The 26,052-nt window shown below is 55.3% G+C and carries 23 protein-coding genes; 18 read left to right on the top strand and 5 right to left on the bottom strand.

What is annotated here, in order from left to right; all coding sequences use genetic code 11:
• Positions 1–106: 106 nt before the first annotated feature.
• The 6 genes from rlmN (at position 107) to spoVM (ending at position 5,993) form a co-directional block, all read left to right on the top strand.
• Positions 107–1,147, top strand: coding sequence for a 23S rRNA (adenine(2503)-C(2))-methyltransferase RlmN (rlmN, locus tag NST44_RS26035; protein ID WP_007129654.1), 1,041 nt, complete (start codon positions 107–109; stop codon positions 1,145–1,147).
• Positions 1,148–1,153: 6 nt separating this feature from the next.
• Positions 1,154–1,930, top strand: coding sequence for a Stp1/IreP family PP2C-type Ser/Thr phosphatase (locus tag NST44_RS26030; protein ID WP_007129655.1), 777 nt, complete (start codon positions 1,154–1,156; stop codon positions 1,928–1,930).
• On the top strand, positions 1,927–4,080 hold the full coding sequence (pknB, locus tag NST44_RS26025) for a Stk1 family PASTA domain-containing Ser/Thr kinase (RefSeq protein ID WP_007129656.1): 2,154 nt from the start codon (positions 1,927–1,929) through the stop codon (positions 4,078–4,080). The genes NST44_RS26030 and pknB overlap by 4 nt, the downstream gene beginning before the upstream one ends.
• 97 nt (positions 4,081–4,177) lie before the next feature.
• Entirely contained in the window at positions 4,178–5,086 is a 909-nt protein-coding gene (rsgA, locus tag NST44_RS26020; RefSeq protein WP_007129657.1) for a ribosome small subunit-dependent GTPase A, read from the top strand.
• Positions 5,087–5,091: 5 nt separating this feature from the next.
• Positions 5,092–5,751, top strand: a complete 660-nt coding sequence (gene rpe, locus NST44_RS26015; RefSeq protein WP_340901026.1) for a ribulose-phosphate 3-epimerase — start codon at positions 5,092–5,094, stop codon at positions 5,749–5,751.
• Positions 5,752–5,912: 161 nt separating this feature from the next.
• Positions 5,913–5,993, top strand: a complete 81-nt coding sequence (gene spoVM, locus NST44_RS26010) for a stage V sporulation protein SpoVM (RefSeq protein ID WP_034273235.1) — start codon at positions 5,913–5,915, stop codon at positions 5,991–5,993.
• Positions 5,994–6,525: 532 nt separating this feature from the next.
• Here spoVM and rpmB read toward each other — a convergent pair.
• Positions 6,526–6,714 (bottom strand): 50S ribosomal protein L28, encoded by a 189-nt coding sequence (gene rpmB / locus NST44_RS26005; protein ID WP_007129659.1) that lies wholly within the window; start codon positions 6,712–6,714, stop codon positions 6,526–6,528.
• 368 nt (positions 6,715–7,082) lie between these two features.
• On the opposite strand from rpmB, the gene NST44_RS26000 reads away from it, so the two are divergent.
• The 4 genes from NST44_RS26000 to NST44_RS25985 all read left to right on the top strand — a co-directional run bounded on the left by NST44_RS26000 (position 7,083) and on the right by NST44_RS25985 (position 12,278).
• Positions 7,083–8,870: a DAK2 domain-containing protein gene (locus NST44_RS26000; RefSeq protein ID WP_040738474.1), complete on the top strand. Its 1,788-nt coding sequence runs from the start codon at positions 7,083–7,085 to the stop codon at positions 8,868–8,870.
• 48 nt (positions 8,871–8,918) lie between these two features.
• Positions 8,919–9,776, top strand: coding sequence for a DegV family protein (locus NST44_RS25995; protein ID WP_007129661.1), 858 nt, complete (start codon positions 8,919–8,921; stop codon positions 9,774–9,776).
• Positions 9,777–9,794: 18 nt separating this feature from the next.
• Complete coding sequence (gene recG / locus NST44_RS25990) at positions 9,795–11,846, top strand: ATP-dependent DNA helicase RecG (RefSeq protein WP_007129662.1); 2,052 nt, start codon at positions 9,795–9,797, stop codon at positions 11,844–11,846.
• Between the two features lie 144 nt (positions 11,847–11,990).
• Positions 11,991–12,278, top strand: coding sequence for a stage VI sporulation protein F (locus tag NST44_RS25985; protein ID WP_007129663.1), 288 nt, complete (start codon positions 11,991–11,993; stop codon positions 12,276–12,278).
• Positions 12,279–12,387: 109 nt separating this feature from the next.
• Here the strand turns inward: NST44_RS25985 and NST44_RS25980 are convergent, their stop codons facing one another.
• Entirely contained in the window at positions 12,388–13,098 is a 711-nt protein-coding gene (locus NST44_RS25980; protein ID WP_007129664.1) for an SOS response-associated peptidase, read from the bottom strand.
• Between the two features lie 125 nt (positions 13,099–13,223).
• Here NST44_RS25980 and NST44_RS25975 point away from each other — a divergent pair, with 125 nt between their 5' ends.
• The 8 genes from NST44_RS25975 to NST44_RS25940 all read left to right on the top strand — a co-directional run bounded on the left by NST44_RS25975 (position 13,224) and on the right by NST44_RS25940 (position 21,843).
• On the top strand, positions 13,224–14,525 hold the full coding sequence (locus tag NST44_RS25975) for an NCS2 family permease (protein ID WP_007129665.1): 1,302 nt from the start codon (positions 13,224–13,226) through the stop codon (positions 14,523–14,525).
• A 219-nt stretch (positions 14,526–14,744) separates the two neighbouring features.
• Complete coding sequence (locus tag NST44_RS25970; RefSeq protein ID WP_007129666.1) at positions 14,745–15,128, top strand: hypothetical protein; 384 nt, start codon at positions 14,745–14,747, stop codon at positions 15,126–15,128.
• Entirely contained in the window at positions 15,125–16,396 is a 1,272-nt protein-coding gene (locus NST44_RS25965) for a DNA polymerase IV (RefSeq protein ID WP_007129667.1), read from the top strand. The genes NST44_RS25970 and NST44_RS25965 overlap by 4 nt, the downstream gene beginning before the upstream one ends.
• Positions 16,393–16,731, top strand: coding sequence for a YolD-like family protein (locus NST44_RS25960; protein WP_028405243.1), 339 nt, complete (start codon positions 16,393–16,395; stop codon positions 16,729–16,731). The genes NST44_RS25965 and NST44_RS25960 overlap by 4 nt, the downstream gene beginning before the upstream one ends.
• Before the next feature lie 152 nt (positions 16,732–16,883).
• The gene (locus tag NST44_RS25955; protein WP_028405244.1) at positions 16,884–17,474 is read left to right on the top strand and encodes a YdhK family protein; all 591 of its coding nucleotides are present in this window, start codon (positions 16,884–16,886) and stop codon (positions 17,472–17,474) included.
• Between the two features lie 426 nt (positions 17,475–17,900).
• Complete coding sequence (locus NST44_RS25950; RefSeq protein ID WP_028405245.1) at positions 17,901–19,394, top strand: arylsulfatase; 1,494 nt, start codon at positions 17,901–17,903, stop codon at positions 19,392–19,394.
• 161 nt (positions 19,395–19,555) lie between these two features.
• Positions 19,556–21,322 carry a dihydroxyacetone kinase subunit DhaK gene (gene dhaK, locus NST44_RS25945; protein WP_340901016.1) on the top strand — a complete coding sequence of 589 codons (1,767 nt, stop codon included), beginning with the start codon at positions 19,556–19,558 and terminating at the stop codon, positions 21,320–21,322.
• A 332-nt stretch (positions 21,323–21,654) separates the two neighbouring features.
• Positions 21,655–21,843 carry a hypothetical protein gene (locus NST44_RS25940; RefSeq protein WP_007129672.1) on the top strand — a complete coding sequence of 63 codons (189 nt, stop codon included), beginning with the start codon at positions 21,655–21,657 and terminating at the stop codon, positions 21,841–21,843.
• A 219-nt stretch (positions 21,844–22,062) separates the two neighbouring features.
• Here NST44_RS25940 and pdxR read toward each other — a convergent pair whose 3' ends face one another.
• The 3 genes from pdxR to NST44_RS25925 all read right to left on the bottom strand — a co-directional run bounded on the left by pdxR (position 22,063) and on the right by NST44_RS25925 (position 25,996).
• The gene (gene pdxR, locus NST44_RS25935) at positions 22,063–23,499 is read right to left on the bottom strand and encodes a MocR-like pyridoxine biosynthesis transcription factor PdxR (protein WP_028405247.1); all 1,437 of its coding nucleotides are present in this window, start codon (positions 23,497–23,499) and stop codon (positions 22,063–22,065) included.
• Between the two features lie 177 nt (positions 23,500–23,676).
• Positions 23,677–24,597 (bottom strand): TIGR01777 family oxidoreductase, encoded by a 921-nt coding sequence (locus tag NST44_RS25930; protein ID WP_210095681.1) that lies wholly within the window; start codon positions 24,595–24,597, stop codon positions 23,677–23,679.
• 196 nt (positions 24,598–24,793) lie between these two features.
• On the bottom strand, positions 24,794–25,996 hold the full coding sequence (locus NST44_RS25925) for an ornithine--oxo-acid transaminase (protein ID WP_007129675.1): 1,203 nt from the start codon (positions 25,994–25,996) through the stop codon (positions 24,794–24,796).
• Positions 25,997–26,052 lie beyond the last annotated feature (56 nt).

Here is a 26,052-nt window from a genome sequence, read left to right as displayed (position 1 = left end):
CCGTGCTCTCCGGCGGGTTTTCTCTTTTACCGTCTCTTTTATTTATGGTAAAATAGGAAGAATGAAAAAAGAGTTGCATATGAATGAAATAGACAGGTGTGGTGAAATGAAACCCTTTATATACGATTTTTCGTTGGAAGAGCTTCAGGCATGGGCCCAGGAGCAAGGCGAGCCCGCGTTTCGCGGCTCCCAGATTTACGATTGGCTGTACGTTAAGCGCGTCGATTCCTTCGAGGAGATGACGAATCTCTCCAAGGAGCTTCGCTCGAAGCTGGATGCGTCGTTCAGCTTTGTAACCTTGACGGAGATTACCAAGCTTGAGTCGAAGGACGGCACGGTCAAATTTCTGTTCGGCCTTCATGATGATCATGCGATTGAAACGGTCATCATGAAGCACAACTACGGCAACAGCATTTGTGTTACGACGCAGGTGGGCTGCCGGATCGGCTGCACGTTCTGCGCATCGACGCTGGGCGGCCTGAAGCGGAACCTGACGTCCGGGGAGATCGTCGCCCAGGTGGTTCAGGCGCAGAAAATTCTGGACAAGACGGGCGAGCGCGTCTCCAGCATCGTGATTATGGGCTCGGGCGAGCCGTTCGAGAACTATGATGCAACGATGAAGTTTTTGCGCACGATGATTCACGAGAAAGGACTGAACATCGGACAGCGCCACATTACCGTGTCGACGAGCGGCATCGTGCCGAACATTTATAAATTCGCCGAAGAGGATACGCAGATCAATCTGGCGATTTCGATTCATGCGCCGAACGATAAGCTGCGCTCGAAGCTGATGCCGGTTAACCGCCGCTTCCCGTTCGACGACGTCATTGAAGCGCTGCGCTTCTATCAGGCCAAGACCGGACGGCGCATTACGTTTGAGTACGCGCTGATCGGCGGCGTGAACGACCAGGTCGAGCATGCCGAGGAGCTGGCGGACGTCATCAAGGATATGAACTGCTTCGTCAACCTGATTCCGGTCAACCATGTGCCGGAACGCAAATACGTTCGAACATCGCGCAATGACATTTTCAAGTTTCAACGTGCGTTAGCAGACAAGGGGGTCAATGTGACCATCCGTCGTGAACAAGGCCACGATATCGCTGCCGCTTGCGGACAGCTCCGGGCCAAGCATATGGAGTTGAGGTGAGAAGCTTTGATCAGAACGGTTCATGTCAGCCATGTCGGACGCGTTCGTCCTGTCAATGAAGATTCTGTGTTTGTGAGCACGCTGGAGCACGGTTATACGCTGGGTGTGGTCGCTGACGGCATGGGAGGCCATTTGGCAGGCGACACGGCCAGCCGGCTTGCGGTCGATACGGTAGCCGCGGATTTATCCTCCCTCGAGCCGGGGATTCCTTTGGAAGGGATTCGTGCCGCCCTCGGGGATGCGATTCTGCATGCCAACGAAGTGATCTATCAAGAGGCTTCGTCCGATGAGCGGCTTCACAATATGGGCACGACGATTGTAGCGGTGCTGCTCAGCGGCTCCGAAGGCTATATCGGGCACATCGGGGACAGCAGAGCTTATAAGGTTGCTTCCGGGCAAGTGACGCGCCTTACGGATGATCACACACTGGTGAACGAGCTGTATAAAAGCGGACAGATCACCGAAGATCAGCTGGAGACCCATCCCCGAAAAAATGTGCTGAGCCGTGCGCTCGGAACGGATGAGGATGTGACGGTTGAGCTTACGCCGGTATCCATTTCGGACGGCGAAGTGCTGCTTCTGTGCAGCGATGGACTCAGCAACCGGGTAAGCCGCGACCTGATTGGTCAAATTTCCGGCTCCCTTGACCTTCCTCTGGAGGAACGGGCGGATCGCCTGCTTCAACTGGCGCTTCTCGCCGGCGGCGAGGACAACATTACAGTCGCTATGTTTGAGCATCAAGAAGAGGTTGTCGGGCAACGTAAAAAGGGGTGGGATTCATGATCGGGCATGAATTGGCTGGTCGTTACAAAATTATAGAACGCATCGGCGGAGGCGGCATGGCGCTCGTCTACAAGGCTCAGGATATCCTGCTGAACCGGAATGTAGCGATCAAGGTGCTGCGCCAGCAGTTCGTCCATGACGAGGAATTTATTCGCAGATTCCGGCGCGAGGCGCAATCGGCCGCATCGCTGTCCCATTCCAATGTGGTCAGCATTTACGATGTCGGCCAAGAGGAAGACGTGCACTATATCGTCATGGAATATATCGAAGGTCAGAATTTGAACGAGATCATTAAAGAGCGGGCGCCGCTGCAGGTGGACGAAGCAGTGCGGATCGCCACCCAGATCTGTGATGCGCTGGATCATGCCCATCATAACCAGATTATTCATCGGGACATCAAGCCGCATAACATTCTGATCGGACGGAACGGACGGGTGAAGGTGACCGATTTCGGGATTGCCCGGGCCGTGACGTCGACGACGATTACGCAAACCGGATCGGTTGTCGGATCCGTGCATTATTTTTCGCCCGAGCACGCCAAAGGCGTCGTGACGGGTGAAAAATCGGATTTATATTCCTTAGGTATCGTGTTATATCAAATGCTGACCGCCCGTTTGCCGTTTCTCGGCGAGAGTCCGATCAGCGTTGCGCTGAAGCATCTGCAGGAGGAGTTCGACGAGCCGCGGGAGGTCAATCCGCTCATTCCGCAAAGCGTGGAGAACGTCATTCTGAAATCGATGCGCAAAAATCCGGAGGAGCGCTACCAGTCCGCTCAAGAAATGATGGCTGACCTGGAGACTTGCCTTCTGCCTTCCCGCTTGAACGAGCCGAAGATGGAGTTCGAGGAGGACGAGGATTCCACGCGGGTGATGCCGGCACTCAAGACGATGCAGCGCAGCAGCCATCATCCGGACGATGAGCCGGATGAGGATGACGAAGAGGATGATGATGAGGACCGGACGCCGGGCAAGCCGAAGAAGAAATGGGTGAAGCCGACGGTCATCGTCGCTTCGGTGCTGCTGTTCCTGGGAATCATGGCCGGTGTGGTCATGTATGTGAACAACATGCTTGAGGTTCCGGAGGTTACTGTACCTGGGGTAATTGGCATGACCGAGGAGGAAGCCATCCGGACGCTGGAGGGCGAAGGATTGACGGTGGATCCGGAAGTGATCCGCGAATACAAGCCGAACGTTACGGAAGGCGAAGTATTTGACCAGAGTAAGCCGGAGGGCACGAAGGTGAAGAAAGACTCTCCGATTCAGTTGTCCGTAGGGGCGGCGAAGCCGCTTGAGAAAATGCCGAACCTTAGCGGGAAAACGTATGAGCAAGCCGTCGAGGCTTTGACCGCGTTGGGCATTGCCGCTGAGGCAATAAATAAGTCTGAAGAAAACCATGACGAGATCGAAGCGGGTATGATCATCAGCCAAAATCCATCTCCCGATACGGACCTCGATCCTGATAAGGCCGCAGTCAGTCTGGTCGTCAGCAAAGGCAAAAAATTTGTCAAGATGCCGGCTCTCGTCGGCATGACCGAAGAGCAGGCCAGAGATGCGATCGAATCGCGGGGCCTGGTCGTTGATGCGGTCAAGCAAAAACCGAGCTTCGAAGTCAAACAGGGCATCGTGATGGAGCAGTGGCCTTACGAGGCGAACGCAGAAGTCGCCCCTGGGGAGAAAATTACATTTTTCGTCAGCTCCGGCTATCCGCCCGAGGCGCTGGAATACAATTACAGCGTTCCGATTTCTCCGGCTTACGAAGGGCAGGAGAGCAAAATTCGCATCGTGTTCTCGGACGCGCTGGGCGACAACCAAGAGGCCGTAAACAAAACGATTACGACCTCGGAATGGGTATCGGTGAAGCTGCTGCTCGCACCGGATAAGCACGCAACCGTCCAAATTTTCCGGGATGGCCGTCAGGTGGAAACGTACAGCGTCAGCTACAGCGACGTCAAGAACGGAACCGTGCCGCAGCCGACGATGGAACAGCCGCCTTTACCGCCGGATATGCAGGTTGATACGAATCCGGATGAAGGCACCGAAGGAACCGATGGCGGTGAGGAAGGCTCGGACGCGGAAGACGATTCCGCTTACGAGTGGGAGCCGGGCAACGGCAATGGAAATGGTCATGGCCGGGGCAAGGGCAATGAATGATCAAACGGTTATTCGATAGCAGCCGGTCTGGAATATACCATCGTGAAAACCAAATGAAATACATCCAAATTTCAACAAGAAAGGTGAGGCCTATTTTATGCTCGAGGGACTGATCGTGAAGGCACTAAGCGGATATTACTATGTGAAACCATTGCGAGATAACCAGTTGATATCCGGGGAGGACCAAGCGGTTCAATGCAGAGCCCGCGGCATTTTCAAAAAGAGAGGCATCTCTCCGCTCGTTGGAGACCGCGTCATGTATTCATTGACTGAGAATGGAGAGGGGACCGTGGATGAAATTCTTCCACGGTCTTCCGAATTAATTCGCCCGCCTGTCGCTAATGTCGACTTGGCGGTGCTCTTGTTTTCGGTTAAGGAGCCGGATCTGAACCTGCTCCTGCTGGACAAGTTCCTCGTGCATATTGAGCATGCGGGGCTTGACGCCGTCATCGTTCTGACCAAGCAGGATCTGACGGACGCTTCGGACGAATCCGCGGAAAAGGTGAAGCGGATGTACGAAGAGATCGGCTACGAGGTGATGATCACCAGCTCGCTCCAAGGCATTGGCGTCCAGCAGGTGAAGGATCGCCTGGCAGGCGAGATCAGCGTGTTCTCGGGGCAATCCGGGGTCGGCAAGTCGACTTTGCTCAATGCCCTGATGCCGGGGCTGGCGCTGGAAACGAGCGAAATCAGCCTGCGCCTCGGGCGCGGCCGCCATACGACGCGGCACGTCGAACTGATCGAGCTGGATAACGGCGGGTATGTAGCGGATACGCCGGGCTTTAGCCAGCTGGACTTTCTGGAGCTTGGCGTCGAGGAACTGTCCAGCTGCTTCCGGGAATTCGCTCCGCATGCGGCGGAATGCAAATTCAGAGGCTGCAGCCATCTGCATGAGCCAGGCTGCCGGGTGATCCAGGCCGTAGAGGATGGAACCATCCAAGCCGGCCGCTACGAGCACTATGTGGAGTTTTTTACGGAGATGAAAGACAAGAAGCGGAGGTATTAAGCGATATGATTAAAATAGCGCCATCGATATTGTCGGCCGATTTTGCCAAGCTAGGGTCCGAAATCAGGGAGGCGGAGGCAGCCGGAGCGGACTGGATTCATGTGGACGTCATGGACGGCCATTTTGTTCCCAATATTACGCTCGGGCCACCGATCGTTCAGGCGATCCGGCCGCATACGACGCTGACGCTCGACGTGCATTTGATGATTGAGCAGCCGGAGCGCTACGTTGCCGATTTTGCCAAGGCCGGAGCGGATTTGATCACGGTTCATGCCGAAGCCTGTCCGCATCTTCACCGCGTCGTTCACCTAATCAAGGAGCAGGGGGTAGAAGCTGGGGTTGCCATTAACCCGGCCACACCGGCGCATGTTCTGGAGGAAATTCTTCCGGATCTCGACCTCGTGCTGGTCATGACCGTCAATCCGGGCTTTGGCGGACAAGCCTTTATCGAACGGACGGTAGGCAAAATCTCGCAGCTGCGGGCACGCGCCAATGAACTCGGCCTGTCTTCCCTTCATATCGAAGTGGACGGCGGCATCACGGCGGAGACGGCGCCGCTGGTAGCGGGCGCGGGTGCGGATGTGCTGGTGGCGGGAAGCGCGGTATTCGGCAAGGCCGACCGGGCCGAGGCGATTGCCCGAATCCGGAACAGCGCAACATCTTAATCCGGAAGCGGCAGTCCGAATGTCATAGGGCGGAGAATTTCCGCATAAATATGGTTACATGAGCTGGGTTCTCATGTAGCCTTTTTTGTCTGTGTTCACATCTATGGGCTTGGTGCATAACATAGTCTAGGAAGGCATGAGAATGATGGGGAGGGTGAGACATGAAATTCTATACGTTCAAGCTGCCGAAGTTTCTGGGAGGTTTTGTGAAGGCGATTCTCAACACGTTTCACAAGAGCTGACAGCTTGTCCCGGCGTAACACAAAACCTCCGCCCGGGACGGCCGCGCCATGTCGGTAGGGGAACAGGCAGGATGCAAACCGATGGAAGTGCCCGAGCGAACAAGACATACTGCAGCTTAAGGGGCTGTTCTTGCGCGGCGCAAAGGAGTGCAGGCTTGGCAGCGGGCCGGCCTTAGCTTCTTATGCGCGGTTAAAGAGGCCCAGGACATAATGAACGCCATATGGAGCCCGTACCTAAACTGGAAGTTTTTCTTGCATACAGAACAGAATGCATATCTTTCGGAAGACCCGGCATTAAGGGCATTCGCTTATCTTTGCCGCTGAAGGCTTGCTAACGGGGATTTCGCGATACAGACGGGGAGGAGCTGCTTTCTCCCACTAAAAAAAGCACCTGCGATCCGCTGAAGGTGCTTTTTGTTTAGGAGGATATATGTATCGTAAACGCAAGAAAAACTTCCTTGTCCCGATGCCGCCCATATCTTTGGAGCGCCTTGGAGATTACAGAAGTTTTTCTTCATATAACATGAGATGATTATACGCGAGTCACTTTACCGGATTTCAATGCGCGAGTGCTGACGTATACACGCTTAGGCTTGCCATCCACGAGGATGCGAACCTTCTGAACGTTAACGCCCCAAGTACGCTTGTTGTGGTTATTAGCATGGGAAACATGGTTACCGCTGCTTGGTTTCTTGCCAGTTACATAACATTTGCGAGCCATCAATTACACCTCCTTGTTCCTAAACCCTGCATGAAACAATACTTAAATATAATATCACAGTAAAAATTGCCGCGTCAACTGCCCTAAAAACATTTATTTCTCTTTCTTCTTATAGTACAATGTTGATTAGTCCATAATATTCGAAAGACAGTGTATTGTGGGCTGGTCGGCATGACTCCGTAAGCATCTGGAGACTGCCCGAGACGAGAGGAGACGAGATCAGCCCATCAGCATGTTGCGATCGGTTTAATCATAGAAAGTCTATTATTTATCGCTTTGGGCATTTCGTCGGCTATTAGCTATCAAATAGAGATAACAGTTTTCGTAAGAAGGTTTAAAGGGTATCAAGCCAGGAAGGGGAATTCTCATTGAGTAAGCGTTCTTTGAATGGAACAGAATTTACCGCGATGGTCCTAGCCGGAGCGGAGCAGCTGCAGCAGCATGCGGAACATGTCAACTCGCTGAACGTGTTTCCGGTGCCGGACGGCGACACGGGAACGAACATGAATTTGACCATGACCGCTGGGGTTGCCGAATTAAAGAGCAAGCACTCGGAATCCGTCGGACACAGCGCCGGTGTACTGTCCAAGGGGCTTCTAATGGGCGCGCGGGGGAATTCGGGGGTTATTCTGTCCCAGTTATTTCGCGGCTTCAGCCGGTATGCGGCGCCTTATACAGAGCTGAACGCGCATCAGTTCGCGGCTGCATTACAGACCGGGGTCGAAGCTGCCTATAAAGCCGTAGTCAAACCCGTTGAAGGAACGATCCTTACCGTTGCCAAGGAAGCGGCCAAGCATGCCGTCTATTATTCCCGCCGCAGCAGCGACATCATCGAGCTGATGGAGCAAGTGCTGGCTAAGGCGAAAGAGACGTTGTCGCAAACTCCGGAAATGCTTCCGGTGCTGAAGCAGGTCGGCGTCGTAGATTCGGGCGGACAGGGTCTTGTGTATATTTATGAAGGATTCTTGGAAGCGCTCCGTAGAGAGGATGCACCCGGCACGTTCGCTGCCGCAGGGGGACAAGCCGCAACGGTCGCAGCCAAGGCTGAGCCTATCAGCACCCCGGCTCCGAGCCTGCAGACGGTTACCGCACCTCCGTCATCCGCTCAATCCCAGTTGTCGACGGAAGATATCGAGTTCTTGTATGATATGGAATTTTTCATCAATCGTCAGCTTGGTGATGGAGCACGTGCCGAATTTGATGAGGATCAGTTCCGGAAAGCGCTTGCTGTTAATGGGGATTCGATCATCGTCATCTCCGATGACGAAACGATTAAGGTTCATGTTCACTCCAAAGCTCCAGGTGATGTGCTGAATTTGGCACTGCTTTATGGCGAGATCACCCAGATTCATATTTTGAACATGCGTGAGCAGCATCGCGAGCTGCTGACGACCGGCATGGATATCGCGCCGATGCCGGAGCTGTTTGCCGATATCCCGGCCGAGCCGAAGACTCCGGAAGCTCCGGCCGTGCCGCCGGCGGATGAGATTGCGCCGTACGGATTCATTGCCGTATCCTCGGGGGACGGCATCTCGGACATCTTCAAGAGCTTGGGCGTTGACGTCGTGCTGTCCGGCGGACAGACGATGAATCCGAGCACGGAGGATTTCGTGAACGCGATCTCCTCGATCTCGGCACAGCAAATCTATATTTTGCCGAACAATTCCAATATCGTGCTGGCTGCCCAGCAGGCTCGAGAGCTGCTGGAGGGCGAGCGTCAAGTGACGGTTATTCCAAGCAAGACGATTCCGCAGGGGATTGCGGCCGCGTTTGCTTTCCAAGAGGATGAGAGCACGGACGTGAACACGGACAACATGCTGGATGCGATTTCCCGTGTGCAATCCGGGCAGGTGACTTATGCGGTACGCGACACGACGATCGACGATTTGGAGATTAAGGCGGGACAGTTCATCGGAATCCGCAACTCCAGCATTGTGGCAGCGACCCCTGATCTGATTACGACGTCCCAGGAGTTGCTTGGCAAGATGCTTCAATCCGGAGACGAGATCGTCACGCTGCTTACGGGAGCGGACGCGTCGGAGGAATCAACGAACGCATTGACGAGCTGGCTTGAAGAGCAGTATCCGGATGCGGAGGTTGAGGTGCATTACGGCGGACAGCCGATCTATGCCTATCTGTTCTCCGTAGAATCTTGATCAATTGGACCGGTGTTAATTTAAAGGTATTTTTTAGGAGGGGTTCCGGTGAATAAGACCGTGATTGTGACAGACAGCACAGCGGATATTCCGGCAGACCTGGTGAAGCAGCACAACATTCATATCGTGCCGCTGAGACTGATGTTCGGGGAAGAGACCTATTTGGACGGTGTTGAAATATCGGCAGGGGAATTCTACAAGAAGCTGATACAATCAACGCAGCTGCCGACCACCTCCCAGCCGTCGCCGGCGGATTTCGTTGCCGTGTATGAATCCATTCTGGACCGGTATCCGGGCTGCTCGATTATATCAATACACATTTCATCGGGACTGAGCGGCACCTACCAGTCCGCTTTGCTCGCGACCTCGCTCATTGAGCGGGATGCGGATATAACCGTATGGGATTCCAAGTCCGCCTCCTACGGCTTCGGCCTGTTTGTCGTACATGCGGCAAGGCTTGCCGAAGAGGGAGCGGCGGCGGCGGATATCGTGGCCTCCTTGGAGGAGCTGCGCAGCAAACGGAGACTGTATTTCCTGGTCGATACGCTGGAGTACTTACAGAAGGGCGGAAGGATCGGCAAGGCTTCGGCGGTACTCGGTACGCTGCTTAACATCAAACCGATCCTGTCCATTGATGATGAAGGCATTATTTTTCCGGTAGAGAAGGTTCGCGGACGCAAGAAAGCGACCGCCCGCATGATCGAGCTGTTTCAGCAGGATCTGCCGGGAGTTCGTCATATCAAGGTGGCTGTGGGACATACGGCCGACCGGTCTCTGGTGGAGGATTTCCTGCAGCAGCTATCAGCGGTGTTCACGGTGGAGGATGTCGTATATTCCGAAATCGGCCCCGTGATCGGCACGCATGTCGGGCCGGGAACGATTGCAGCTTATATTTGGCCTGCTTAAGTGAGGTAGATGATAGATATGAGTCTCAAACTCGATTCCATATCCGTCAGACAGATCAACGGCGTGAGCGCTCTGAAAGAAGGGGAGCTTCACGCCTTTGGCGTCTATACGGTTAAGGATTTGCTCGAATATTATCCGTTCCGGTATGAGGATTACCGGCTCCGGAGTTTAAGCGAAGTGAAGGACGGGGATAAAATCACGATCCAGGCGAAAGTCGCCAGCGTTCCCGTTCTGCAGCGTTACGGGCGAAAGTCCCGTCTGACCTGCAAAATGCTGGCTGAGAGCTGGATGTTTACGGCGACCTGGTTCAATCGGCATTTTCTGAAGGACCAGCTGACCGCCGGGCGGGAAATCGTGCTGACCGGGAAGTGGGATCAACGGAGAATGCAGCTGACCGTCTCCGAGTCCGAATTCCCTGATAAAGGGGCATTCCGCAGCGGCACACTGCAGCCCGTCTATTCCATCGGCGGGAAAATTACGCAGTCCTGGATCCGCAAGACGATGGGACAGGCATTGGAGCAGTACGGGGAGATGATCCCTGAAATTTTGCCGAAATCGCTGCTGCAGAAGTACGATCTGATGCCGCGGAAGCGTGCGATTATGACGATCCATCAGCCGGTCGATTCCAGGGAAGGACAGGAAGGCCGGCGCCGGATGGTATATGAGGAGCTGTTTCTGTTCCAGCTGAAGATGCAGGCGTTCCGCGCATTGAACCGCGGCCGGATGGACGGGGTGGTTCATACGGCCGATAATGCCACCATCCGGGAATTCGTGCGCAGTCTGCCGTTCGAGCTGACCGATGCCCAGAAGAAGGTGGAGCTGGAGATTTTGCATGACATGCGCTCTCCTTATTGCATGAACCGTCTTCTTCAAGGAGATGTCGGCTCGGGAAAGACGGTCGTTGCGGCTATCGCCTTGTATACGACCGTGCGATCCGGCTTTCAGGGGGCCTTGATGGTGCCGACCGAAATTTTGGCGGAGCAGCATATGCGCTCCCTGCAGAAGCTGTTCGAGCCGTTCGGCATTACGGTAGGCCTGCTTACCGGAAGCGTGACGGGGAAAAAGCGCAAGGATCTGCTGGCCTCGCTCCAGATGGGATTGACGGATGTCGTTGTCGGCACGCATGCTCTCATCCAGGACGATGTATTTTTCCGGCAGCTGGGTCTTGTCGTCACCGATGAGCAGCACCGGTTTGGGGTCAATCAGCGGAGCATCCTGCGCCGTAAAGGCTACAATCCCGATGTGCTTACGATGACCGCAACGCCGATACCGCGGACGCTGGCTATTACCGCCTTCGGCGATATGGATGTGTCGACGCTGTCGGAGCGTCCGAAAGGGCGTATTCCGATCACCACGTATTGGGTCAAGCATGATCTGATGGACCGTGTGCTTGGCTTTATTTCCAGAGAAGTGGATCAAGGCCGGCAGGCGTATCTGATCGCGCCGTTGATCGAGGAGTCGGATAAGCTGGATGTGCAAAATGCGATCGATCTGCATGTCCAGATGCAGCAGGCGTTCCCGCGCTATCGGGTCGGCTTGCTGCACGGGCGGATGACGCCTGCCGAGAAGGATGAAGTGATGCGCCAGTTCTATGAGAATGAAGTGCAGCTGTTAATTTCGACAACGGTCGTGGAGGTCGGCGTCGATGTGCCGAACGCCACCCTGATGGTCATCATGGACGCCGACCGCTTCGGCTTGTCGCAGCTGCACCAGCTGCGCGGCCGGGTCGGCCGTGGTCAGCATGCGTCGTACTGCGTGCTGGTCGCGGATCCGAAGTCCGAGGTAGGGCAGGAGCGGATGCAGGTGATGACCGAAACGGAGGACGGCTTCGAGGTGTCGCGGCGGGACTTGGAGCTGCGGGGTCCGGGGGATTTCTTCGGGACTAAGCAGAGCGGTCTGCCGGAATTCCGTCTGGCCGACATGGTGGCCGATTTCAAAGTCGTGGAGGAGGCAAGGGATGATGCGGCCGCTCTGGTGAGCGACAGCTCCTTCTGGACCTCCCCCGAGTATGAGCCGCTGCGGGATTATTTGCAGCAGGAGAAGATTTTTCAAGGCGATATTATGGATTAATCCTAAGGGCTTACAAGCTCGAAGAAGAGAAGCAGCCCCGGGCGGGAGCAGGAGCAGGATGCGGGAATCCGTTGGCACAATGGACGGGCCTTCGTCATATACTCAAAAAAGGCGACAGCAATTATTACGGGAGGTGCCTTACCATTGAGTTATCAGCAGTACGGGATTAGTCCGCAGCTGGTGGAACGCATCAAGCTTAAGATGAAAAACCCGCTCGTCAAAGAAAGAATCAAGGGCCTGACGCAGGGCTTGACCAAAGCGGATCTGCAGAACAGCATGAAGGTGCATCAATTGGTGCGAACCGCCAGCGGCATCTTAAATGAAAAGCTGAGCTCCGTACAGGAACAGCAGATCGTTCAATTCGTGCTTGCACAGCGCATCGATCCGAACAATACATTTCATTTAATCAAGCTGTGGGGGATGTTCCGTTAAAAACTGAGCATGCATCGGGAGATTTCAGCATAAGAAGAAGCCCCCGCAGGAGGGTCTCCTCCTGAGCCGGGGGCTTCTTGCGCGTTTGGGTCCATACGCTGCGGGGATGTCAGCTGCTTGTTATCGAGCGGATGCATTCCTCCGTATCATTCTTGACGGAGTTGACGATGGTGCTGACGGGATGGGCCTCCATCTCCTCAGCCGGATAGGGCCTCAGGAGCGCACGAAGCGATTGGAGCGCGGAGGATGCGCCTGCATCGCTTCCCTCCGGGGCGGCGCTCCGGTCAAGCCATAGCGCTTCGTCTTCCGGGCGGAGAATGACAGGCATCCGGTTATGAATGGGCTCCATCAGCGTGTTGGGCTCTGTCGTAATGATGGTGCAGGTGCTTAATTTCTGCCCGTCCGGCGTGATCCACGTGTCGTAGAGCCCGGCCATGCTGAAGATGCGGCCGCTGCGCATGCTGATGCGAAGCGGCTGCTTTCCTTCGCCGGTTTTCTGCCATTCGTAAAATCCGTCGGCAGGGATGAGGCATCTTTTCCGATAAAAGGGTATCCTATAAGCAGGCTTCTCCTCAAGCGTTTCACTCCGCGCATTGATCATCTTGCTGCCGGCGGAGGGGTCCTTCGCCCACGATGGGACGAGCCCCCACTGCAGCTGGCCGATCCGGTTGGACCGCCCGTCATGGATGATGGCCGCTACCATTTGCGCCGGGGCAATATTGTAGCGCGGCATGTGAAAGGGAGAGACGGACTCGGGATCGAGCATATACCTCATCATCAGCTCTTCCCAGGTGACGGTGAGCGTAAAACGTCCGCACATTGGTTATTTCGGCCTCCTCAACTAGCGAATTCATCGGTTTGAGTTGAGTATACCATGCAGGGATCGCATTCCCAAGAAGCTCCGGCTTCTCTCATGTTACGAGCATTAGAAATGGAGGATATTTTGTGTTTGATTTAAAAGCTAACGGCACCTCGGTAAAGACCGAAGTGGTTGCCGGTATTACGACCTTTTTTACAATGGCTTATATTACGGTGGTGAACCCGCTCATATTGTCTGAGGCCGGTGTGCCGTTTGAGCAGAGCTTTACGGCGACGATCATTGCTGCCGTGATCGGTACCCTGCTGATGGGGCTTGTTGCGCGCTATCCGATCGCTGTTGCACCCGGGATGGGGCTGAATGCGTATTTTACATACTCGGTCGTTCAGGGGCATGCGGGACTTGGGTACATCGAAGCGTTCTCGGCGGTGTTCATTGCCGGCATCCTGTTTCTGCTGCTGTCCATGACGACTCTTCGGCGCAGGCTGATCGAGATGATCCCGGCGAATCTGAAGCATGCGATAACCGTCGGAATCGGGTTGTTCATTGCCTTCCTCGGCTTGCGGATGAGCGGTATCATTACAGCGCATCCGGATAATTTGGTGGCGCTCGGTGACCTGCATCAACCCAGCGTGGTGCTCGCACTGGTTGGTTTGGTCGTAACTTTGGTGCTGTTGTCCCGCGATGTGAAGGGCGCTTTGTTTATCGGGATGATTATTACGGGAATCATTGCTTATTTTGCGGAAATGCTGTCGTTTACGAACGGTGTCGTGTCAGCGCCTTCGCTCCCTGAAGGGATTCTCGTATGGAACCCGATCACGGCGGCTTCCGATGTTATTTCCCACAGCCTGTATGCAGTCGTATTCTCCTTCCTGCTCGTCACGCTGTTCGATACGACCGGAACGGTCGTCGGCGTTGCCGAACAGGCCGGCTTTATGAAGGATAACAAGCTGCCCCGTGCCGAGCGTGCGATGTTCTCGGACTCCGTGGCGACCGTTGCCGGCTCGATGGTCGGCACCAGTCCGACAACCGCCTATATCGAGTCGGCTGCAGGCGTTGGCGCAGGCGGGCGGACCGGCCTTACGTCCGTGGTCGTGGCGCTCCTGTTCGTGGTGGCGGCCTTCTTCAGTCCGCTCATCGGTGCCGTCGCCGGCTTGTCCGCGATTACGGCGCCTTCGCTGATCGTGGTCGGATGCCTGATGCTGAGCAATGTCCGCCATATCGATTGGAAGGACTTTGACGAGGCGTTCCCGGCCTTCCTCGTTATTCTCACGATGCCGCTCACGTCCAGCATTGCGACCGGCATTGCGTTCGGGTTCATTTCGTACCCGCTGATGAAAATCGTAAAGGGCAAGTGGAAAGCCGTTCACCCGCTTATGTATATTTTTGCCGTGCTGTTTGTCCTGCAGCTTGTTTTTGTTCCGCATTGACTTCTTGCCCGGCAGGACCGCCTTGCTTGATGGTCCGTTTGTCTTAACCAAGCCCCTTCGGCCATGCGCGCCGGAGGGGCTTCGTTCGTTGCGAAAGTTTAATATATCCCGCTAAAGTTCCGGGGCGCTTCGGGGACAACAGGGTTAAATTTACATTGATAAAAGAACGAATGTTCGCATATAATACAAACAAACGTTCCCGTTACGAGGTGGATAGTGATGTTGAGTATTGGGCTAAAGTCAGACGAAACCAAGCTGGTAAAGGACTACGCTCTATTGCCGTTATTGCTCGATGTGCTGGAACATGACCGGGACATTCTGTTCCGGTCGGATCTAAAGACCTCAGAGCTGACCAAGGTTATGATCGAGCGCATAGAGAGGGCGGCATTGGCCGATTTAACGGCAGCTCGAAGGAATATGCGGGAGATCGGCTTAAAGGTGTACGACAACCGAAAGACCCGACTCGGGATTGAAGTGGAATTTATGTGCAGAGGGTACCGACATAAGCTGTCCATGCTGTGGGGGCTGATCGAGGCGGAAATCGAGGAACGGTCGTACAGCTACCTGGGCTTGAAAATCGCAGACAAGGGGTGTCTGTCATGAAGCCGGCCAAACGGGTTGTCATGTTGGCGGACTGCCAGTCGTTTTACGCGAGCGTGGAGAAGGCGGAGCATCCGGAATATAAAGACCGACCTCTAGTCGTTGCCGGCGATCCGGAAAGACGGTCCGGCATCGTGCTGGCGGCATGCCCGCTTGCTAAGAAGAGAGGCATAACGACAGCCGAGAGGCTCGGGGAGGCGCTCGCGAAATGTCCGGACGTCGTCGTTATCAAGCCGCGGATGCAGAGGTATATCGATGTCTCCATGCAGATCACGGAGATCTATAAGTCCTATACCGATTTGGTCGAGCCGTACAGCATCGACGAGCAGTTCCTTGACGTGACGGGCAGCTTGCATTTATACGGCTGTACGCCGGAGGAGCTTGCCCGAATGATTCAGGATCATGTCCAGGATGCGACAGGGGTGTATACACGCTTTGGAATTTCCGAAACGAAAATCCTCGCCAAGACCGCCTGCGACAATTACGCGAAAAAATCCGCATCCGGAATCTACACCCTGCCTAAAGAAAATCTTGCCGAAACGCTGTGGAAGCTTCCCGTAAACCAGATGTTTATGGCCGGCAGCAGGATGACCCGGCATTTCAATGTCATGGGGCTGCCGACGATCGGCAGCGTTGCCCAGACCCCTCTCCCTAAGCTCAAGCAGATGATGCGGCGGAAGTTCGGGAAAAACTCGGATATCCAGGCTGAATTGTACTGGAGAATTGCCAACGGGATCGATGATAGTCCCGTACGTCCGGGGACGCATCAGGTTGATCCTAAGTCGGTTGGTCATATGATGACCCTGCCCCGCGATTACGGCAGGCTGGAGGAGATTAAGGTCGTGCTGCTCGAGCTGACGGAGCTTGTATGCCAGCGATGCCGCGGACTCGGCTTTATGGGCCATGTCGTAACCGTCGGCTGCATGGGAGCGGACTTTGACCGCCCTACGGGATTTTCGCGGCAAATGAAGATGGAGGATCCCTCCAACATTACGAATCAAGTTTACCGCTGGGCGTGCAGGCTGCTGGAGAAGTATTGGGACGGCCTGCCGATCCGCAGGGTGGGCGTCAGTTTATCGCAGCTTACCCCGGATACGGAATATCAATTGTCCCTGTTCGATATGGGGCGCGAGAAATCGATGGCGCTTGAGCGGGTGACCGATGCCTTAAAGCGCAAGTATGGGGATAGCATCGTCATTCGGGCCGTCTCCAAAACGGAGGCGGGCCAAGCGCTGGATCGTTCAGCTAAGATAGGAGGACACTTTAGATGACAACACGAAAAAAGCTGGAAGGCAACGGGCTGTGGGAATCCAGCCGCATGATGCTGCCCGAGCACAAAGCGACGATTATTCGGCAGCAGCTTGAAGAGGGAAGAAAGGATAAACCGAACCTGGATCCGCAGGAAATGGAGCTGATCGAGCGCATGCTGGCCGAGTCTTTCCATGAGCACCGGACCATTTCGTTACAGCTTTACGATGAATACGAGGATGTTGAGCTCACCGGAGTCGTTACAACCGTGCTGACTCAAAGACGGGAGATCAAGCTGGCCCTCGGACCCGGGGAGTGGGAATGGATAAAGATCGATGAGATCGTATCCGTCAGATAGGTTGGTTTGGGACGGCGGCAGATTACCTTCCGCCGTTTTGGGTATGACTAGAATTATAGCGGGCAGAAATGAAATTGAACGAGCTACACAGGTTCTTCACAACTGGTTGATATGATCGTAAGCATCACGGATCGAAAGGAGTTTTTGGAACCATGTTCAAAAAAGGATTAAAACCGATGATTGTAGGGCTCATTGCCGCTTTCTTGCTCTTGGCCCTGGGAGCTTGCGGCAACGCAAATACGAACGGCGAAACGAGCAATGCAGGAAAGCAAGACCATGCGGGGGAGATGGACCACAGCAAAATGAACCATTCCGGTTCCGGCGAGGTGCCTGAAGGCTTGAAGGAAGCCAAGAATCCGACTTATGGCATAGGAACGCAAGCCGTGATAGACTCCGATCACATGGCGGGCATGAAGGGAGCAACGGCAACGATTGTCGGTGCTTACGACACAACGGTTTATACGATTTCGTACACGCCGACCACCGGCGGAGAAGAAGTCAAGAATCATAAGTGGGTCATTCACGAAGAATTGCAGAACCCGGGAGCGCCACCTTTGCAGCCAGGCACGGAAGTCGTTGTCAATGCAGACCACATGGAAGGGATGAAGGGCGCAACCGCGAAGATCGATTCGGCCGAGCAAACGACGGTGTATATGGTTGACTTCACGCCAACGACAGGCGGCGAGGAAGTGAAGAATCATAAATGGGTGACGGAAAGCGAATTATCGCCGGTCCAATCATGATTTGGCATGCTCAGAAGCATGGCGGAAGTACCGGCACGTGGTGAGGTAATATGTATTCCTGAATGGAAGTCATCGATAGTAAGGGCGTGGCAAATGGGTTGTCATTGCAGTCAATTGCAGTCGTTTGCACGCCCACGCTCTAGGAACGGGCTCGCTGCGGCGTGTCCGTTTTGTTCGTTTACCAGCTCGTTGACACCTCCCGAGTCCGTCACCTTAAAGCCGATTTTTCCGGAGGCCGTTGGAAGCTAGACGCCGGACGAGGATGGAACCAAACCAAACAGCTGCTGCGTCACGAAAAGATCAGGAAGCACCCTAGGTCACGGCAAGATCAGGAATATAGGTTTACTTTTCATCCAAACGAAGGTTTAATGAAGGTGAATGAAATTGAAAGCGTTTTAGAAGTACATACGCGAGGGAGGTAATGGAATGCATTCGAGCCAAAGCCAAGAAAGACCTAATATTTTGTTGATTACGGTAGATCAGATGCGTTTTGATTGTCTTAGCATTGCAGGCCACCCCATCGTCGAGACGCCCAATCTGGACGAGCTCGCCCGAAACGGCGTACGGTTCAGCCGCGCCTATTCCGCTACGCCGACCTGCGTGCCTGCACGTGCAGCCATCTTTACCGGGCAATCGCAGCGAACTCACGGCCGCGTCGGATATCAGGACCGTGTCCCTTGGAATTATGAGAGAACCTTGCCTGGAGAACTGGCGAGAGCGGGTTATCATACGCAGTGCGTCGGTAAAATGCATGTGTATCCTGCGCGCAGCTTGATGGGATTTCATAACGTAGTCCTCCACGACGGGTATCTGCACCATAACCGCAACAATCACAGCATTCCGATGCGGGAGCACTACGATCAAGTCGACGATTATGTTCCGTGGCTTCGCGAGCGGGTACCCGGTGCGGATCTGATCGATCTCGGCCTTGACTGCAACGCATCGACGGTCGCCCGGCCTTGGCATCTGCCCGAAATGCTGCATCCGACCAATTGGACGGTCACGCAATCCATTGATTTCCTCCGGCGCCGGGACCCCGGGAAGCCGTTCTTCCTGTGGATGTCCTTCGTGCGCCCGCATCCGCCATTCGATCCCCCGCAAGCCTATCTGGACCTGTATGAGGAAGCCGAAATACCGGAGCCGCCGGTTGGAGATTGGGCAGAGAAGGAGGATGTCTCTCAGGCGGGGCTTTCCCCGGTCACGGGGCGGGGAATCGTGCCCAAACGGCGCCTGCGTAAAGCAATGGCGGCATATTACGCCCTGATCACGCATTTGGATCATCAGATCGGTCGTTTCCTTCAAGCGCTGCACGAATATGGGGAGCTGAACAATACGGTGATTGTGTTCACCTCCGACCATGGCGAGCTGCTCGGGGACCACCATTTGTTCCGAAAATCTCTGCCGTACGAAGGAAGCGCCCATGTGCCGTTTATCGTAAACGATCCGGGGAACCGGTTGGGATTAAAACGCGGCCTGGTGGCGGATCAACTGGTGGAGCTGCGGGATATCATGCCATCGCTGCTTGAAGCAGCCGGTGCGCCTGTCCCGGATACGGTGGAAGGACAGAGCATCTGGGGGCTCGCATCGGCAGAACAGGGAGGGAAGGAAGGAGCCGTGGCCTGGCGCAGCCACCTGCATGGCGAGCATGCTCAAGGGCTTCAGTCGAGCCACTGGGTCACGGACGGGAAGGAGAAGTTCATCTGGTATTCCCAAACCGGCGAGGAGCAGTTCTTTGATTTGGAGCATGATTCGGAGGAGCTGCACAACGCAATCCGGGATGAACCGTATCAGGAGCGCATCAATCATTGGCGATCCGTCCTGGTTCGGGAGCTGGAAGGGCGCGAAGAGGGCTATACGGATGGCCGGAAGCTCATTGCAGGCCGCCAGCCGAAAGCCGTGCTGTCGCATATCCGGGTGTGAGGTTGAATGCCCGCATGTTTTCGAATCCGTCATCCGAAAATGACGCAAAGTCGTGAAGGGTTCCCTGGGCCTGCACGCACTTCAGGTATACTTTATGTATAATGACAGTATGGTCATGTCGCTTGGAGCAGCTGAATTTCGATAGAAAAGGATGCGATACAATGAAAAAGATCATGAACAAACCGGAGAACCTCGTCAAGGAAATGTGCAGCGGTTTTGTCATGGCTCATCCGGAGCTGGAGTTTGACCCGAAATATACGTTCATTAAGAAAAGGGAGCTTAATCAGGATAAAGTCACCCTGATCAGCGGCGGGGGCAGCGGCCATGAACCGGCGCATGCCGGCTTTGTAGGGAAGGGAATGCTGGACGCGGCCGTCTGCGGCGACGTGTTTGCTTCGCCATCCCAGATTCAGGTATATCAGGCGCTCAAGTCAACGGCAAGCCGCAAGGGAACGCTTATGATCATTAAAAATTACAGCGGAGACATGATGAATTTCAAGAATGCCGCTCATCTGGCCGGCGAGGACGGTCTTCAGGTCGATTACGTCAAGGTTGATGACGACATCGCCGTGGAGGACAGCCTGTATACCGTAGGGCGGCGAGGCGTGGCAGGAACGGTGCTGGTACATAAAATCGCCGGTGCAGCCGCTGAGGCCGGGCTGTCTCTGGAAGAGGTCAAGGCCGCGGCGCAAAGCGCGATTGCCAACGTCAAAAGCATCGGCTTCGCGCTCACCTCATGCACGGTGCCTGCCAAAGGCACTCCGACCTTCTCCATTGGCGGTGAGGAGATGGAATATGGAGTCGGCATCCATGGCGAGCCGGGGATCCGGCGGGAAAAGATGCTGTCCGCCGATGAGCTGGAGAAGCGGATGGTAGCGGAGCTGCTGGAAAGCCTGCAGGCCGGGGGCGCTTCCGTGAAAGAGGTTGCCGTGCTGGTCAACGGATTCGGGGGAACCCCGGTCCAGGAGCTTTACTTGCTGAACCATGCGGTTATGCGGGAATTGCATCGCCTGAATGTGGCGGTATACCGGGTTTTTGTCGGGAACTATATGACCAGCATTGATATGGCAGGCGCTTCGCTATCCATCATGAACTTAAATGATGAACGGAAGCGCTGGCTGAGCGCGGAATGCAGCACGCCGGCCCTCGTCGTCCGGGAGCTGCATGATCATTATCCGGTCCGTTACATCGGAGAAGCGGCGGAGAAGGACAGCACGAAGCCGGTATCGTTCCGGACGATAACCGACGAGGCATATGCGGTGATTCAAGAAGACCGTCTGTCGCTTCACAATCTGATCTATGCAATCGATAAAATGAGCGAAATCATTATTGAGAATGAAGTTCCGTTCTGCGAGCTGGATGCCCATGCAGGTGACGGCGACTTCGGCATGAGCGTGGCCAAAGGCTTCAAGCAGCTCAAAACCGAATGGGACGATCTGCTATCCCAGGCGAAAGATATGGGAAGCTTCTTGGGGGCATGCTCGCTGGTCATTATGGAGCACTGCGGAGGAGCATCCGGTCCGATATGGGGCTCCGCCTTCCGCGCAGCGGGCAAATACGCCGGCAGCCGTACGGAGCTGACCGTATCGGAAATCGCCGATATGCTGGCTGCGGTCGTTCAGGGCATCCAGGAGACGGGGGAACGATCCTTCGGCAGAGGAGCCGTCGTCGGCGACAAGACGCTGATGGATGCCCTGATCCCTTATGCGGAGTCCTGGAAGGCGAGCGCAGGCTCCGGCGAGGATTTGATCGAAGCCGGCGTGAATGCGGCCCGGGCTGCGGTGGAAGGCGCGAAGCGGACGGAAACTTTCGCAGCGCGGATGGGACGGGCCGGCACGGTCGGCGAGCGGAGCATCGGGTATCCCGACGCTGGTGCCCATGCGCTCGGCGTCATATTTACGGCGCTCTCTGAGTCTTTTCGGAAATAGCCCCTTGCAGCTTCTCCCAGGCATGGAAAGACGACCTCGGCTCTTTAATTTCTTGGGGTTGAGCATGTATTCTTCCGGGGCTGGTATTTATCTGCTGCCGGGCCGAAACGAAAAATCCCAAGGAAGCAGAGCGCTGGATGCATGGGGACGGTGAGCACGGTAGGCCGGGCACAATTGGATGGGAGCAACTGCCTGGCAATTGGATGGTGTGCGGGTCCCGTTTGTTCATTATAATGAAACTTGAAAGTAAATCGCCGGATCAACTCATGGAGCCGCTCCATGGGGTGTTAGGTCACAATGAATAATCGAATGGGGTTGTATGGGGATTGGTTATGTACATCATCGTGATCGCCCTGGCAATCATCGGGGGCGTATCCACGCTGCTGGTGGGATTGTCCAAGGAAAACCAGAAAGAAAATCCGAACTATATGCGCAAAACCCGAAAAAATCTAACGAAGCTGCTTATTATCTATCTGGCTTCCATCATTGCGTTCATCGCGATATGGCTGATCTTTAAATGACGATAGGCGCGCAAGGCTCCCGGTCAAGCACCGGGAGCCTTTTGCGTTGGTTACGTCATTGCGTTGGTTACGTCATTGCGTTGGTTACGTCATTGCGTTGGTTACGTCATTGCGTTGGTTACGTCATTGCGTTGGTTACATCATTGCGTGGTTACATCATTGCGTGGTTACATCATTGCGCGGTTACCATAATGCGTGGTCAGCGTAGTAGGCGAGGTCTCAGTTTAAGATGGACCTTAAGGCAGCGGCGAACCGGGAGATGCCCTCCGGGATATCCTCCGTATTCGCCCGGCCGTACGTGAAGCGCACGTGGCCCGAGGCAGATCCGTAGACACTGCCCGGAACGAAAACCATGCCGCGCTGAATACAGGCTTCAAGGAGCTTGCCGTCATTCACCTCGGGCGCGATGGTGCACCACAGATGCAGTCCGCCCTCCGGGTGCCTCCAGCGAATCATGCCGGGGAGCTCACGCTCCAGTGCGGCGATCGTTAAATTGCGTTTATGACGCAATCTGGACCTCAGCCGGTCGATGTGGGGGAGGAAATAGCGGGAGTTCAAAAATTGGGCCGCTACCTGTTGGGGGACGACGCTTAATCCGAAATCCATCTGCTGCCTCGCGTCGGAGAGCCGTTTGACGATCGAATGGGGGGCCACCATCCAGCCGACGCGCAGTCCGGACGCCGCCATTTTCGAGAAGGAGCCGATGTAGAGAACGGAGCCGGCGCGGTCCGCCGATTTCAGTGAAGGTGCCGGCGTTCCGTCATAAGCTGTCATGCTAAACGGATCATCCTCAACGATCGGCAGTCCGAGCTCGCCTGCAATATGCAGCAGACGCTCCCTTCTTTCCGGAGAGAGCAGGGCCCCCGTCGGATTCTGGAAGTTTGGATTGAGAAAAATCATTTTGATGCGGTGTTTATGATACAGCTCGTAAATGTCATCCGGATGGATGCCCTGTTCGTCGACGGGAAGCCGGAACAAGCGCAGCCCGGCCGATTGGAACATAGGCAGGGAGTAGCAGTACGAAGGATCTTCGATAGCAACCGCATCCCCCGGCGACAGCAAGCATTGCGTAATGAGATACAGCGATTGCTGGGACCCTGATGTAATTAAAATGGACGATGCCGCCGTATGGATGCCCCGGTATTCCCGCAAAAATGAAACGAGCGTATCCCGCAGCGGCTCATAGCCCTGCGGGTTGTCGTATCCAAGATACATCACGGGCCATTTCTCGCTCATGATGGCATGAAGCTCCTCGAGCGGCGACAATTCGGCGGCAAGCTCGCCGCCTGCAAAATCGATCATCGAAGGATCGAGCTCAAGCGCCTCGCGGATTCTGCGCAAAAAGGGCGGGCTTGGAAGAAAGCTGCCGCCTTCGGCATAACGGTGCCAATTCGGCGTATGCTTTGGCGTGACGCCCCACTTCGTGACGCTGACTCGCGTGCCGCTGCCTGGACGGCTCTCCAGAATTCCCAGCGAGCGAAGCTCCGAATAGGCCAAGACCACGGTGCTGCGGTTGACACCGAGCTGATCCGCCAGCTTTCGTTCCGACGGAAGCACGCTGCCGGCCGGGAACTCGCCGTAAGCGATTTTTTGCTCCAGTTCATCGGCGATCTGTTTATAGAGAGGTTTGGCACTGGTCCGATCAAGTTCCCACAAATTGTTCATCCTTTCGGTTAAAGATGGTTGCGGCGCTTTTGTTATCATACCATCCTTCGCAAGCCTCATCGCTTTTCAATATGTAACATAATGATGACAAATTCCATATAGGTTGCTGCATATTGGCTGGCCTCATAGGTACGCGCTTGGTAAGTTAGACGATGAGCAGGGAGGAAGCTATTTCTGCGCCTTTAACTGCGTTAGGGCCGCTTTAAGCTCGGGATACCGGAATCGGAAGCCGTGGTTCAGCGCTTTTGCCGGTACGATGCGCTGGCCCTTGAGCAAAATGAGCGACATTTCGCCGAGGGCCCCCTTAAGCAGAACAGCAGGGAGGGGAAACCAATGCGGCCGGCGGTACACGCTGGCGACCGTTCGCCCGAACTGGTCATTCGTGACGGCATGCGGCGAGGCGGCATTAACCGGGCCTGATATATCGTCATGGCGGATGCAGTAATCAATCAAGCCAACCATGTCGTCAATATGAATCCAGGAGAACCACTGCTTGCCGTTTCCGATTTTGCCGCCTGCCCCGAGCTTATAGGGAAGCAGCATCTTCGGAAAAGCGCCGCCTTCATTGCCGAGAACGACGCTGATGCGAAGCTTGATCAAGCGCTCGGCAGGCATGCGGTCCGCTGCTGCTTCCCATTGCTGTACGACACGGGACGGGAAATCCTGAACGGCAGCAGCGCTGGTTTCATCGAATGTCAACGTTTCAGATGTGCCGTAAATGGCCATGGCCGAGGCTTGGACAACGACGGACGGCTTATGCTTCAGGCGGTGCAAAAGTTCAGCCACGGTCAAGACGGTCTGCTGCCGGGAATCCATAATCCGTTTCTTCCCGCGTTCCGTCCAGCGCTGGCTGAGCGATGCTCCGGCCAGATTAATCAGCGCATCCAGATGCTCGAACCGCTCCGGGCTGTCCTTCATATTATCCCAGGTGAGATAAGACAATTGCCCTTGATTGTGCTGAATCGGTAGCTGGCGTCCCGCGTCAGGGAGCGATCTCGTAACGATGATAACCTCATGTCCTTGGCTTAACCAGCGTCTGGATAACGCTTGCCCGATAAAGCCGGTGCCTCCGCATATTGCATAACGCATGAATTTCCGCCTCCTTCATCTGACCCTTATCGATCTGATTTCATCATAGATGACGGCGGGGATGCAATCAACCGCGGCAGGCCCGTCCGCCAGCCCGTTAGGTCGGCGAGGTTACTTGCGAACGGGCTGCATTTTGCAAAGGCAAAAGGCAAAGGCGTGACGCGCTATCGGCAAAGCTTGGCGGTGCGCCTTCAAATTATGGAGTCGTATCCTGAAAGGCCTGTCTGACACATTCAAATGCCTGATCCAGCTCGGACTTTCGTATGATGAGCGGCGGAGCGAAGCGGATGGTATGCTCATGGGTTTCCTTGCACAGAATGCCAAGCTTCATGAGCCGTTCACAGTACGGCCGTGCAGGAACGTTAAGCTCCATGCCGATGAACAGGCCTCTTCCCCGTACTTCCTTTAAATCGGGATGCTGGATTGTGCGCAGCCTGCCGGCAAAATATTCGCCAAGCTCCCGTGACCTTTCCGCGAGCTCTTCCTGTTCAAGGACATCCAGCGCAGCGATCGCCACGGCGCAGCCCAGCGGATTTCCGCCGAAGGTTGAGCCATGGGAGCCGGGCTCAAAGACGCCAAGCACGTCTTGATCCGCTGCAACGGCTGAGACGGGAAACACGCCGCCGCCTAACGCTTTGCCCAGGATGTAAAGATCCGGCTCCACCTGCTCCCAGTCGCAGGCAAACCGCTTGCCCGTCCGGCCGAAGCCGGTCTGGATCTCATCGGCGAGCAGAAGGACGCGATGGCGGCTGCATAGCTCCCGTGCTTCCCTTAAGTAGCCGTCCGGCGGGATGATGATGCCGGATTCGCCCTGGATCGGTTCCACCAGAAATGCGGCGGTATTCGGCGTGATGGCCTGCTCCAAGGCATTCAGGTCGCCGTAGGGTACCGGCTTAAAGCCCGGCGTAAACGGGCCGAACTCCTTCCGGTATTCCTCCGACGAGGAGAAGGAGGTGATGGTGATCGTCCGGCCGTGGAAATTGCCTTCACAGACGATGACCTCGGCCTGATCCTCGGGGATGCCCTTGTTCCGGTACGCGTAACGGCGGGCTGCCTTAAGGGCCGTTTCCACCGCTTCCGCTCCGGTATTCATCGGAAGAATCAAGTCTTTGCCGGTATAGCTAGACAAACGTTCATAGAAGAAGCCGAGCTGATCATTATAAAATGCGCGCGAGGTCAGAGTCACTTGATCCGCTTGGTCCTTAAGCGCCTGAATGATCCGGGGATGGCGGTGACCGGCATTTAGGGCGGAGTATGCGCTAAGCATATCGATATAGGTATTGCCGTCGGCATCGGTGACGTGAACGCCTTCCGCTTTCGTCACGACGACGGGAAGCGGGTGGTAGTTGCGGGCGCCGAACCTTTCGGACCGCTCGATATGGGATATACTGCGGTGCATGCTTTTTCGTCCTCCTTCGGGCCATAAAGAGCATGCAGACGGTCAGTGCCAGCCTG

Origin of the sequence: Paenibacillus sp. FSL W8-0919 (genome assembly GCF_038003785.1) — a bacterium.
Classification (GTDB): Bacteria; Bacillota; Bacilli; order Paenibacillales; family Paenibacillaceae; genus Paenibacillus_AQ; species Paenibacillus_AQ lactis.
Note: the sequence above shows the minus strand (reverse complement) of the source record. Positions and strands in the feature narration are given on the sequence as shown.